Origin of the sequence: Bacillus sp. Marseille-Q1617 (assembly GCF_903645295.1) — a bacterium.
Classification (GTDB): Bacteria; Bacillota; Bacilli; order Bacillales; family Bacillaceae_B; genus Rossellomorea.
Map to the genome: position 1 here is coordinate 286,523 of NZ_CAHJXM010000001.1, position 11,262 is coordinate 297,784.

Annotated in this window: 14 protein-coding genes and 1 riboswitch; of the genes, 7 read left to right on the top strand and 7 right to left on the bottom strand. The window is 44.2% G+C overall.

Annotated features, from left to right (window positions below; genetic code table 11):
- Positions 1 to 17 precede the first annotated feature (17 nt).
- Genes HWX64_RS01485 through HWX64_RS01500 form a run of 4 tightly spaced genes read right to left on the bottom strand, consistent with a single transcriptional unit; the run spans position 18 to position 3,838 of the window.
- Positions 18 to 554, bottom strand: a complete 537-nt coding sequence (locus HWX64_RS01485; RefSeq protein ID WP_175986664.1) for an RNA polymerase sigma factor — start codon at positions 552 to 554, stop codon at positions 18 to 20.
- A gap of 30 nt (positions 555 to 584) precedes the next feature.
- Positions 585 to 2,582 carry a DUF6449 domain-containing protein gene (locus HWX64_RS01490; RefSeq protein WP_175986666.1) on the bottom strand — a complete coding sequence of 666 codons (1,998 nt, stop codon included), beginning with the start codon at positions 2,580 to 2,582 and terminating at the stop codon, positions 585 to 587.
- The gene (locus HWX64_RS01495) at positions 2,557 to 3,456 is read right to left on the bottom strand and encodes an ABC transporter ATP-binding protein (RefSeq protein ID WP_175986668.1); all 900 of its coding nucleotides are present in this window, start codon (positions 3,454 to 3,456) and stop codon (positions 2,557 to 2,559) included. Before HWX64_RS01495 ends, HWX64_RS01490 begins: the two co-directional genes overlap by 26 nt.
- Positions 3,443 to 3,838, bottom strand: a complete 396-nt coding sequence (locus HWX64_RS01500; RefSeq protein WP_175986669.1) for a GntR family transcriptional regulator — start codon at positions 3,836 to 3,838, stop codon at positions 3,443 to 3,445. Before HWX64_RS01500 ends, HWX64_RS01495 begins: the two co-directional genes overlap by 14 nt.
- A gap of 362 nt (positions 3,839 to 4,200) precedes the next feature.
- Here HWX64_RS01500 and HWX64_RS01505 point away from each other — a divergent pair, with 362 nt between their 5' ends.
- Entirely contained in the window at positions 4,201 to 5,013 is an 813-nt protein-coding gene (locus HWX64_RS01505; RefSeq protein ID WP_217703484.1) for a ZIP family metal transporter, read from the top strand.
- A 61-nt stretch (positions 5,014 to 5,074) separates the two neighbouring features.
- Here the strand turns inward: HWX64_RS01505 and HWX64_RS01510 are convergent, their stop codons facing one another.
- Positions 5,075 to 5,605 (bottom strand): hypothetical protein, encoded by a 531-nt coding sequence (locus HWX64_RS01510; RefSeq protein WP_175986671.1) that lies wholly within the window; start codon positions 5,603 to 5,605, stop codon positions 5,075 to 5,077.
- Positions 5,595 to 6,041 (bottom strand): nuclease-related domain-containing protein, encoded by a 447-nt coding sequence (locus HWX64_RS01515; protein WP_175986672.1) that lies wholly within the window; start codon positions 6,039 to 6,041, stop codon positions 5,595 to 5,597. The genes HWX64_RS01510 and HWX64_RS01515 overlap by 11 nt, the downstream gene beginning before the upstream one ends.
- A 517-nt stretch (positions 6,042 to 6,558) precedes the next feature.
- Between HWX64_RS01515 and HWX64_RS01520 the strand changes: the two genes are divergently transcribed.
- The gene (locus HWX64_RS01520) at positions 6,559 to 7,101 is read left to right on the top strand and encodes a histidine phosphatase family protein (protein ID WP_175986674.1); all 543 of its coding nucleotides are present in this window, start codon (positions 6,559 to 6,561) and stop codon (positions 7,099 to 7,101) included.
- A gap of 38 nt (positions 7,102 to 7,139) precedes the next feature.
- Here the strand turns inward: HWX64_RS01520 and HWX64_RS01525 are convergent, their stop codons facing one another.
- Positions 7,140 to 7,463 (bottom strand): general stress protein, encoded by a 324-nt coding sequence (locus tag HWX64_RS01525; protein WP_175986676.1) that lies wholly within the window; start codon positions 7,461 to 7,463, stop codon positions 7,140 to 7,142.
- A 147-nt stretch (positions 7,464 to 7,610) separates the two neighbouring features.
- Here HWX64_RS01525 and HWX64_RS01530 point away from each other — a divergent pair, with 147 nt between their 5' ends.
- From HWX64_RS01530 to HWX64_RS01550, 5 genes are all read left to right on the top strand, one after another.
- Entirely contained in the window at positions 7,611 to 7,937 is a 327-nt protein-coding gene (locus HWX64_RS01530; protein ID WP_175986678.1) for a thioredoxin family protein, read from the top strand.
- 344 nt (positions 7,938 to 8,281) lie between these two features.
- A complete protein-coding gene (locus HWX64_RS01535; protein WP_175986679.1) occupies positions 8,282 to 8,581 on the top strand; it encodes a hypothetical protein in 300 nt (99 codons plus the stop codon).
- Between the two features lie 86 nt (positions 8,582 to 8,667).
- A riboswitch (TPP riboswitch) is annotated at positions 8,668 to 8,772 on the top strand.
- A 70-nt stretch (positions 8,773 to 8,842) separates the two neighbouring features.
- Positions 8,843 to 9,439 carry an energy-coupled thiamine transporter ThiT gene (thiT, locus tag HWX64_RS01540; protein ID WP_175986681.1) on the top strand — a complete coding sequence of 199 codons (597 nt, stop codon included), beginning with the start codon at positions 8,843 to 8,845 and terminating at the stop codon, positions 9,437 to 9,439.
- Between the two features lie 430 nt (positions 9,440 to 9,869).
- Positions 9,870 to 10,631: a threonine/serine exporter family protein gene (locus tag HWX64_RS01545; RefSeq protein ID WP_175986683.1), complete on the top strand. Its 762-nt coding sequence runs from the start codon at positions 9,870 to 9,872 to the stop codon at positions 10,629 to 10,631.
- 106 nt (positions 10,632 to 10,737) lie between these two features.
- Positions 10,738 to 11,193, top strand: a complete 456-nt coding sequence (locus HWX64_RS01550; protein WP_175986685.1) for a threonine/serine exporter family protein — start codon at positions 10,738 to 10,740, stop codon at positions 11,191 to 11,193.
- Positions 11,194 to 11,262: the final 69 nt, after the last annotated feature.

The window sequence follows — 11,262 nt, forward strand, 5'->3', positions numbered from 1 at the left end:
GTCCACCCAAGAAGTCGTCAAGCGGACTTCTTTATCAACAAATTCAACTGTTTTCTCGCCCGGTGGTAGCGGGTTTTGACAGTGGAAGGATTAAGGCCCAGCTTCTGAGCGATTTCCTTATCGCTGAGACCATGGATCACCTTTAATCGCAGGACTTCCTGCTGAGTTGCAGGCAGCTGCTCTATTCCCTCTGCAATCTCTTCTTCAAAAAAGTGCAACTCCATTTCTGTTTCTACCATTCTGGTTGAACTTGCAATAAATGGAGAGTCATAAGCTTCCTGATCGTCCACAAGATCCTCTCTGCGCTTCGATTCTTTTCGGATGAAGTCAATGGCTGTCCGGTTGGCGATCGATGACAGCCACGACTGGATCTTTCTGAAGTCGATGAGTGTATCCCATTTACGGTAAGCTTTCATGAACGTTTCCTGAACGATGTCCTCTGAAAGATGGGCGTCTTTCGTCAGTTTATAGGCGATGTGATAAATCAATCGATGAAATTGAATATACACATCATCGAATGTTGGGGACTCAATGTGTATGAGTTTGGCACTCACTGGATATCACCTCGATTCTTTATTTTCACATTATTCAAAGGCCTGTTTTACAAAGGAAGGGGCGTCTTCTTCGGTCAACCCCATAACCTCAACATGCGACTGTCCTTTGTATTTAATGCCGACGAGATACGGATTTTTCTGTCTTTCATAGCTGAGTTTCTCGAGTACCTCATTCAGCTTTACTTTTTCATCAATCTCAAGCCCGGTTCCCTGTTCCTTCAGTGAAGGGAAAATATCGCCGGGGTAATCTGCTTTCATCAATTCACGGGTATGTTCTTTTTTATCGATGACATAGATCCACTCGATGTCATCCGCTGTCACCTTTATTTTCTCCAGGTATCCTTTATCGCGAAGCCATTGTTCAAAGTCATCATACGTATTGGGGACGCGGATGCCTGTTCGCTGGTTATTAGATAGAAGAACTTCAACGGAGAATGTGCTCAGCCTGTTTTGATCTTCGAAGCTCTCATTGTAAATCTCTTTCTTTAAGATATCGATCGCTTCTTTGATCTCCTCCGGATCGACAAGGGTGACGGTCTTTCCAGCGGTATATTCTTGGTGAAGAGTCAGCTTATCAATTTTCTCTTCATCGATGTGGAAGATATCGTTCGTCGCTTCTTTGTATTCCCGGGTTTCGTATAAAGCCGAGTAGTACTCTGCCAAATCACCTTGCTCGATTTCGTAGCTTCGGACCAGCGTGCTGCCGTCTTCTAATTCATAGTAAAAGAATGCAGGCATCCGGTCGTAACCCTTTGACGTTTCTCCTTTATTAATGATGGCTTTGTGCAGATTCCGTACTGCTTTGATCGAATCTTCTTCTTTCAGCATTGGATCGCGTTTGATCTCGGGGGCGAATCCGTCCTCGCTGATGGTGCCTGTCATTGAATCATTGTTGAATAAGTCATAATAGCTGTAACCGACATACGCTTCCTTGATGCTGCCTGCTTCTGGCACTTTCTTTTCATATTGAAAGAAGTCAAATTGAAACAGGAGGGATGCGGCCCCGATGACAAGCATGTAAACAACGTACCCTTTCCAGTGGTGAAAGACTCTCCAGTGCTTCTGTAAAATCATTTCAGCAACATAATAACCGATCAGGGCACCGACTACATATCCGAACCACATCCAGTAGCCCTGCCCCTGCACTTCGGTGAAATACATTCCGCCGACAAGCATGGCGCAGAAAGTCACACTGTATTTAAAAATCGGCTGAAGCAGCTTGAATGTGATCGGCTGTGATACGGTTTCTATTTTCCTGTTTTGATAGAGCACAAGGGTAAGAAAATAGAAGATAATCGCCAGTACCGCATAAATCAACGCATCCCATCCTGAGATCATCTTATTTTCAAGCATGGCTGCCTTGACGATCGGTGAATACTCTTCAATCTTGATCGTATAGTAGTAATCGGTCGGAAACCCGAACAAGATCTGCTTTAAGCTGAAGGTAACCAATAAGAACATTCCTGCCGGCAATAGCAGGATGATGTATGTCAGCGCACCTTGAACAGCTGAGAGTCCTGTAACCATGGCAATGAAGGTTCCTGTCAAGAAGAAAAGGAAGGACATCAGCAGCGTAATTCCGGCCCAGACGAAGATGTCTGCTGCATCAATGTAAAGATTCAGTTCAGTAATCCAATAGAGTACTAGAAGGAATACCGTATTTAGTAATATCGGGATCAGCAGGATTCCGAGTCCAGTGAGCAAAGCGTGATGGAAAATCTTATTCCGTTTGATTGGCAGACTGTGAATGAAATCGGCCGGCTGTTTAACGTGCAAGTAGCGGAATAGAAACACTGCCAGCAATACAGGAATGAGGAACAGCAGTCCCATTTGAATCGGATATTGCATTTTGAAAAGATTTTCATAGATATTGTTGTAATAAGTGAGATTGGGATTCGTCAATTTACCCAGGATGTCAATCGGAAGCGCAAACAGCAGCCCGATAAAATAAACGATTCCCAGCCAGCCCACACTCCGCAGGCTTTGCATGATCAGTTCCTTATTAATCCAAGATGTTCTGGATGGCATATCCAACATCCCCCATTTCATATATAAAGATTTCTTCCAGTGTCAATGGCAGTAAGTCGAAAATGACCGGGTGATGCGAGCGGATAAGACGTTCCACGTCTTCATGATCACCGCGCACGATGCATAATAAGACACTGCCCCTCGTTTCTTTATGAAGGACGTCCAATTTGTTGAATAGTCCGTCGGGAACATCCCCTTTAAAGGCGAGCTGGATCTTATGGATGCCTGATTTGAGGTCATCGAGTTCCTTTTCGAGCAGGAACCTGCCTTGATGAAGAATGGCGATATGATCGCAGATATCCTCGACTTCCCGCAGGTTATGAGAAGATATCAGGATGGTCATCTCCCTTTCAGCCACTTCTGTGATCAGTACATTCTTTAACTTTTTCCTGACGACGGGGTCAAGTCCGTCAATCGGTTCATCCAGTACAAGTACATCGGGTTTTGCCGATAATGCAAGGATAAACGATGCTTGGCGCTGCACCCCTTTTGAGTACTTATGAAGCTTTTTATTCGGATCGATTTCAAACAATGCCGTCAGCTGATGATAGTATCCTTCATCCCAGCGGCTGTAGGTGTTTTTATAAAATTGAGCCATCTGTTTCAGCGTGTAATGGGTAAAAAAGAACGGCTGATCCGGAAGGAAGACGACTCTTTCCTTGATCGCGGTCATTTCGAATACCGGCTGACCATCAACCGTGATATCTCCTTGATCGGCCTTTAAAATCCCGGCAATCGTACGCAGCAAAGTGGTCTTGCCGGCACCATTGGAACCGAGCAGCCCGTAGATGGATCCTTTTTCAATGGAAAATGAAATATTATGAATGATTTCGGTTCTGTCAAATGCTTTACTGACTCCTTTAATCTCTATCATCAGCTTGATTCCCCCCGACTGATGCCTCGATTTCAGCAATCATTTCTTTTAAATCTTCAGCAGTTATTCCCAAATAAAGAGCCTCTGATAAAAGTTTGGATAATTCTTCTTTCACTTTCATGATTTTCTCCGCATTTTGAATATGACTTGAAGGATTGACAAAGCTACCTCTCCCTTTCACTGAATAGATATATCCTTGAGATTCAAGTTCCCTATATGCTTTCTGGATTGTGTTTGGATTTATCGTCAGCTGCTGAGCCAATGTCCGTACAGAAGGCAACTGCTCATCAGGCTTCATTACCTCATTGATCATCAATTCTTTCAGCTTTTCCACCAACTGTTCGTAAATGGGCTTCCGACTTCTTAAATCAAGTTCAAACATATCCACCCTCCCAACTGTATATAGTGTACTATGTGTCTTAATACAGTTAAAGTATATAACATGTTCTTCCATTTTAGAAGAGTTTTTTTGGAAAAATTTAAAATGGGTGCGTCTTACCCAATAAAAGTTGGAATGGTGACATCGTGATGCCGATAAATAAAAGGGATTTGCTTACGACAATCGCTTTAAGGGAAGAGTGCACAGGGGGACTGTTTGATAAAGATTAAATGCACAAATATGGGCGGCTGTCATATATATAGAAAAGCAGATATGTGTATATACGCTTAAACATTTACTTTGACAAAGAAAGTTTCCCGGTTGCAAGATAGATGTATCAAAAAAGGGACTGGAGGAGTTGGTGTATGATGGATTGGTTCACAGCATTGAATCCTACTGTTCAGGCGCTATTGGGCGGGACCCTGACATGGGGATTGACGGCCCTCGGTGCTGCGACGGTTTTCTTTTTTACAAGTATTCAGAAGCACACGATGAATATGATGCTCGGATTTGCGGCAGGTGTCATGATTGCAGCTTCCTTCTGGTCACTGCTGGCCCCATCGATTGAGTTCAGTGAACAGAACGGTCAGATCCCATGGCTTGCCCCCGCGATCGGATTTTTACTGGGCGGCTTGTTCATCAGGCTCTTGGACTTTGTGGTGCCCCATCTTCATCTTGGCAATGCCCAGGATAAAGCGGAAGGTCCCCCGACAAAGTTCAAAAAGTCCACTTTACTCTTTTTGGCCATCACCCTTCACAATATTCCAGAAGGGCTGGCAATCGGTGTGGCTTTTGGAGCCGCGGCTTTAGGTATTGGAGATGCAACGGTCTTGGGCGCATTGGGTCTTGCAATCGGTATCGGGATCCAGAATATGCCTGAAGGAGCGGCTCTTTCCGTTCCGCTCCGGGGAGAAGGGATGTCACGGGTACGGGCGTTCAACTACGGTCAGCTTTCAGCAATCGTGGAACCGATTGCGGCCGTCATTGGAGCCGCTGCCGTTATCTTCGTTCAGCCGATCCTGCCATATGCCCTTGCATTCGCCGCAGGAGCGATGATTTTCGTGGTCGTCGAAGAACTCATACCCGAATCACAATCTTCCGGGAGTACAGACCTTGCAACCCTGGGACTGATGGCAGGGTTTGTGGTGATGATGATTTTGGATGTTTCATTGGGGTAGTGTTAAGAGGGTTCTGATATAGAAGAAAGAGGCATGCAGCATTGAGGCTGCATGCCTCTTTTTACGGTTTGGTATAAAAGGTGCCTTTTCCTTGACCGTTCGGGACTAAACCGGACCTTTGCAGTATTTGGGTTGCGACTTTAGGCGAAGAAAGAGATAGGAATCTCCTTAATTCCTGATTGGTTATCTTTTTATCGATAAGAAGGAAATAGTCGTCGATGGCATTCAAATGACTGCTCGGTGACCTTCTTGCACAGTGATTGCAAGACCAGGAATTAGTGATCCTCTTTAAAGGCAAGTGACCGCAATGCTCACACCTGACCCCAGGCAGGATATCCTCTTTCGTCAAATTGTACCTTTGAAGACAATTGGAGGGAGCATCTTCATGATGTGTCAAGAGGAGTTTCTTGATTTTTTTGAGGGATTTGGCAGGGAGATTACTAGTTTTATATAAATGATTCAATTCAATGATTCGATCGATTACATTCTGGGAATGGATGATATTTAAGTAGGGTGATCCGGCTTCCGGACGGGAGGAATACTCAATCGTGGTGGAGGGATTGCTGATGACGACCAGATATTCAATCGGCATCGGGAGGAATGTTATAGAGTGATAGCCATTTTTGCAGCAAATGCTTTTGTCGTTTAGCTTGTGAAATCGGATCAATGAACCCTTCTGTGATATCTTTATAGATCCTTGTGCACTGTTTGATTTGAGGGTCGATTCTGATGATTCCCGAGACATTTTTCACTTCGATGACCAGGATATAGTGTGGGGTCAGAAGGAGTGTATCAATTTGAAAGTAGTGAGGTTCGAGAGGGAGTCTTATATCGAAGAACAGCCAGTAATGTTTGCCAGTCAGAAAGCTCAGATGATAATCTACGGCTTTTTCGCCATTGAAGCCAGCCTTTCTTTTCTTCAAATCAAGCTCGATTTGGGGCCTTATCACATGAAAGGGGACAAGCCGTGGTAATAAGGCTTCATTTTCAATGATTTTTAACGGGATTGGTCGATCTTTTAGTATCAATACATCACTCCTTAAACTTTGATAATGTATAATTCGCTGTTGAAGGGGAAAAATCCTTTATTTTTATTACAATATTTGGATGGGTGGCTGGGATATGATCCTGTTTGGAAAAATACGATCCTGTTCGGGAATTTATGATCCTATTTGGGAAAATACGATCCTGTTTCAGGATTTATGATCCTGTTTGGGAAAATACGATCCTGTTCGGGAATTTATGATCCTATTTGGGAAAATACGATCCTGTTTCAGGATTTATGATCCTGTTTGGAAAAATACGATCCTGCTCGGGAATTTATGATCCTCTTTTAAAAAATACGATCCTATTCAAGAATTTATGATCCTCTAAGAATGATTCTAATCTAGCACCCGGGGCCGGCCCCGGCCCTGGCCTCCAACGTCCTCTGCCAAAAACCCCGAACAACAATGCCACCCACAACTGACATCACAAAAATGGAAAATCACCCCAATCCATACGAATAACAGTTATAATTAATAAAAAGCCTTAAAGGAGACATTTATGAAAATTGGACTGGTCCGTCATTTTAAAGTGAAGAGGGGATACCCGAATTCAATTGTGTCCTCTCAGGAGCTGATGAACTGGGTGGAAGAATATGAAGCTTCTGATGTGGAAGAGAATGAGGTGGAATTGGGCGGGATCGAGTGGAAATCTTGTTATTCCAGCAGTATGAGGAGAGCGGAAGTGACGGCGGAGAAAGTGTTTCAGGGAGATATCGTGTTGCTGGATGACTTAAGGGAAATTCCATTGGCGCCCATCTTTCCATCGGGAATGAAGCTTCCCCTTTTCGTTCATTTATTTGCCATCCGCCTCGCATGGTGGTTCAATCATCCGTCACAGGCCGGAAGCAAGAAAGAGGTGCTGGAGAAAATAAAGGGAATGGTAGACAGGGTCATCTCAGAAGATCAGGATGTCCTGATTGTCGGACATGGAGGGGTGATGATGTTTATGAGGAGAGAGCTGATCAAACGCGGTTTCTCCGGTCCGGCGTTCAGGAGGCCGGCAAATGGAAAGGTCTATATTTTTCAAAAAGAAAAAGGATGATTTCGGGAATCATCCTTTGTCCTAATAGCTTTATTTTGTTAATTCTGAACCAATAATAAAATTTTACCTTCATCCAGCTTTTCTTCATATTGATCGGCTTCCTCTTTAGAAAAGCCCATTTCCTGTAATTGATTGCGCAGTTCGTCGCCTTTGCTGAGGATCATGTTTCCTACAGCCGTGCCGATGCCCGTTTCCTTTGCACCGATTTCATTCGCATTGGCATTGTCGGCAACGCGCTCTGTACGGTCATCATCGTGTGACAGCACATATAGATTCTTTTTGTCTATGCCTTGAGAGGATAACTTTTCCACTTCCGAAATTAATTCCTTATCATTATAGAATTCTTTAACAGTCGGTTTCATGTGAATCTCCTCCAATATCATTTTCGAATACAGTCGTTCTTTTCCCTGTTTTTTAAAATATAAACATGCCTTGCATGAGGATTCTTGCTGGAGGGAAAGGGAATACATAACAATATCAGATCAAACAGAAAGGAAGGAGGGGTGCAAGTGAAAGAACAACATACTCTGGAAGACATCAAAAATACGATTGAAAAAGAAAATATGGTTCTTTTGTACATTTCACGACCAGATTGCTCTGTATGTCATGCTTTACTTCCTCAAGTAAAGGAAGTGTTGAAAAAGTATCCTGGCATCGAAGCCGTTCACGCGGATGCTGATGAAATTCCTGAAATCGCAGGGGAGTACTCGATTTTTACCGTGCCTGTACTAATTGTTTTTGTGGAAGGAAAAGAAATGATGAGGAAAGCACGATTTGTCCCGATCGATGAATTGGACAGCGGATTATCAAGATTGGTCACGATGCTTGAAGATTAAACAAACGTTTGATTAAGTTCTCTCAAGCCTTAGGGTAAAAGGATCGATAGGGTTAAACGATCGTTTAACAGGCTGCAGGATATCCTGGATTTGGGGCCGCAGGGGCTGTCATCCTGGCAGCTCTTTTTTGCTCAAAAACAATAGGGGGAAGAAGAGGAAAGTGAATTTTGAATCCCAGTGATAAGGGCGGCTGCTGAAGGGGAGGTGTTATCCCGGATTAATGGGAAATTTTGAAAAATAACTCTTTGAAAAAAGTAGCTCTTTTGTCATGTCCAAGTGAATAGGTATATAATAGAGATAATATACGGAATATTCTGATTGAGTTCCGGGAAGGAGAGGAATTGATGCTGAGGTTGTCCAGAGCAAGTAAAGTAATCATTTCGATCGCCGCCATTATTCTATTTATTGCCGCCAATCAGATTACGATTGTTCAACACCTTACTGCCCGCGCAGCCACCAAGCTATATGTAGGCTGGAAGTACAACCATCTGGATCTGAAATACGAGGACGTGGAGTTCTCTCCGCAATTCGGGGATTACTCTGTTGCTTACAAAGATAGAGAAGGCAGAGTCTATGGTTTCATGGTTGCCCCCAAGTCAATGCCGGTCATCATCCTGCACGACCCGCTTAATGAAAGTCCCTGATCGCACCCTTCAATTTCATGCCCGCAATTTCTTTTACTATTTACTATTTTCGTGTATAATACGTACTGAAATGATAATCAAATAAACGTGACCACAAGGGGAGCGATATGCTGAGAGTGAACGGCACTGCCTGTTCTGACCCTTTGAACCTGTTAGTTAGTACTAGCGTAGGAATGTGGAAGATAGATAGGATTATTATGCCTATTTTTATACGCTGACTCTCCCTTATGGTTTCGTTTAGAAAAAAGGGGAGATTTTTTTATGAAATCTTTAAGTTTAGTAGTATTAATCGAAGCTGCATTAATGGCTGCTTTTGCCATTATCCTTGATTTGCTGCCGTCGATCGATCTGTCGCCGAGTATCTCCATTTCGTTCTCGATGGTGCCGATATTCATCCTGGCTTTCCGCAGAGGATTTAAAGCAAGCCTGTTGGCAGGATTTGTGTGGGGAGTACTGCAGGTGGCACTCGGCAATGCATGGATCGTCACTCCTGTTCAAATGATCATTGAGTACTTCATTGCATTTACCTTCATTGGGTTTGCAGGTCTCTTTGTCCGCCGCATCCAGGAATCATTACGGTCGGAGAATAAATCAAAAGTGTACCTTTGGATTGTGACGGCGACGGTTGTCGGAAGTTTCGCCCGTTATTTCTGGCATTTCATTGCAGGTTTCATCTTTTTTAAAGAGTATGCTCCGGAAGGCATGTCCCCGGTTCTGTTCTCGCTTTTTGCAAACGGAGTAACGATGCTTGGTTCCGCATTGCTATGTTCCGTTGTCCTGGTTCCTTTAATCGCGACAGCTCCGCGGTTGATCAGGCAGGGCGTTTCAGCAGGGAATGATCAGCGGAAAGCCTCATAATAGTAATAAACAGTAAACCGATTCCTGAGGGAGTCGGTTTTTTGTTGTTTAAGAAGGATGGGTCGAGTAAGGGGAAAGGGGATGAAGCAGAGATTGTTAATGAAAGAGAGAGGGGCTTTATGCGTAAATTGTCGAAATATGAAGAATGGCAGATATATTGATATGTTGGACGATAAAATAAATAAATGGAAGATAAACCGAAAAGACGGCCGATAAAACAGAAAAACGGCCGATAAATCAAAAATACGGTCGATAACGCATCCCGAACCCACCCGCCTCCACCCATATCCCCCATCCCACAAGTCAACAAACTGCGAATAACCTCCAGCCATCCACAAAATCCAAATTAATTCCCACTCCTCATTGCTTACAGGCACGTTTATCCTATAAACTAGACCTATTCAAAAAACGATGGCACGGAGAGATACATATGGAAGCTAAAATGATACGAAGGTACGACATAATGGAAGTTTGCCTGCTGGCCGGAAAGATCATGCTCCAGAGCGGGGCTGAAACGTATCGGGTGGAGGATACGATGATGAGGATAGCTGCTTCCTATGGAATAAAAGAATCGCACAGCTATGTGACGCCGACAGGAATCATCTTTTCAATCGAAACAGATGAACCGACGAAGACCAAGTTGATCCGCATCAATGAACGATCGACCGATTTAGAAAAGGTCACTCTGGTGAACGGCATTTCACGGAAAATCAGCCAAGGCCAGTACAGCTTAGAGGAGGCTTACAGTGAGCTGGAAAAGCTTGAGGAAGCAGACCACTCCTATTCTTTTTTGATTCAAGTGCTTGCTGCGTCCATTGCCAGCGGATGCTTTCTCATTATGTTTTTAGGCAGCTGGGATGATTTTATCCCGGCATTCATTACAGGTGGAGCGGGATATATGAGCGTGGTTTATTTACATCGCCTCGTTCCGATTAAATTTTTTGCGGAGTTCCTTGCATCTTTCATCATCGGAATGCTGGCGTTCGGCTTTGTGCATGTCGGAGCAGGGCAGGAACTGGATAAAATCATCATAGGCTCTGTCATGCCGCTTGTCCCCGGCCTGCTCATAACCAATGCAGTCCGCGACCTGATGGCAGGCCATCTGGTTTCAGGATTATCTAAAGGGGCGGAAGCCTTTTTGACCGCTTTTGCAATCGGGACCGGCATCGCGGTAGTATTTACGTTGATTTAACATTTTTTCAATGGATTTTTTTTCGTTGAATGTAGTGCGGACACGCGCTGTTTTGGGTTCTGCCTCAACTGGCTCGAAAATACCCATATGAAGGAGTGGATAGGGAATGATAATCGTCGAACATTTAATCACCAGCTTCATCGCTGCGGCTGCATTTGGCATCATATTTAACGCACCGAAAGAGTCCCTATTCAAATGCGGGATTGTCGGGATGCTTGGGTGGATCATTTACATGATCATGTTTTTAAATGAGACGGATGCCGTCCTCGCAACTCTGCTGGCATCGTTTGTCGTAGCGGTCATCAGTCAGGTATTTGCCAAAATGTACAAAACGCCGGTCATCATCTTCAGTGTCGCGGGAATCATCCCGCTGGTGCCGGGCGGACTCGCCTATGATGCCATGCGGAACTTTGTTCAGAATGACTACAATGCGGCGATCACCCTGGCAGCGAAGGCGTTCATGATTTCGGGATCGATCGCGGTCGGCCTCATCTTTTCGGAAGTCATCAATCAAATCATACGAAATGCCAGACTCAATGCCAGTGCACGCCGGATGAGATAACGAGAAAAGGACAGATCCTGAAGACGGGATCTGTTTTTTTGCGTGCAGAAGGACCCATTACTTTTCACC

What these genes read in the sequence shown, in the direction of transcription:
- HWX64_RS01490 (WP_175986666.1), bottom strand. Translation starts at nt 2,582, where the DNA reads ATGCCATCCAGAACATCTTGGATTAATAAGGAACTGATCATGCAAAGC.
- HWX64_RS01495 (WP_175986668.1), bottom strand. Translation starts at nt 3,456, where the DNA reads ATGATAGAGATTAAAGGAGTCAGTAAAGCATTTGACAGAACCGAAATC.
- HWX64_RS01500 (WP_175986669.1), bottom strand. Translation starts at nt 3,838, where the DNA reads ATGTTTGAACTTGATTTAAGAAGTCGGAAGCCCATTTACGAACAGTTG.
- HWX64_RS01505 (WP_217703484.1), top strand. Translation starts at nt 4,201, where the DNA reads ATGATGGATTGGTTCACAGCATTGAATCCTACTGTTCAGGCGCTATTG.
- HWX64_RS01510 (WP_175986671.1), bottom strand. Translation starts at nt 5,605, where the DNA reads ATGCCGATTGAATATCTGGTCGTCATCAGCAATCCCTCCACCACGATT.
- HWX64_RS01520 (WP_175986674.1), top strand. Translation starts at nt 6,559, where the DNA reads ATGAAAATTGGACTGGTCCGTCATTTTAAAGTGAAGAGGGGATACCCG.
- HWX64_RS01525 (WP_175986676.1), bottom strand. Translation starts at nt 7,463, where the DNA reads ATGAAACCGACTGTTAAAGAATTCTATAATGATAAGGAATTAATTTCG.
- HWX64_RS01535 (WP_175986679.1), top strand. Translation starts at nt 8,282, where the DNA reads ATGCTGAGGTTGTCCAGAGCAAGTAAAGTAATCATTTCGATCGCCGCC.
- thiT (WP_175986681.1), top strand. Translation starts at nt 8,843, where the DNA reads ATGAAATCTTTAAGTTTAGTAGTATTAATCGAAGCTGCATTAATGGCT.
- HWX64_RS01545 (WP_175986683.1), top strand. Translation starts at nt 9,870, where the DNA reads ATGGAAGCTAAAATGATACGAAGGTACGACATAATGGAAGTTTGCCTG.
- HWX64_RS01550 (WP_175986685.1), top strand. Translation starts at nt 10,738, where the DNA reads ATGATAATCGTCGAACATTTAATCACCAGCTTCATCGCTGCGGCTGCA.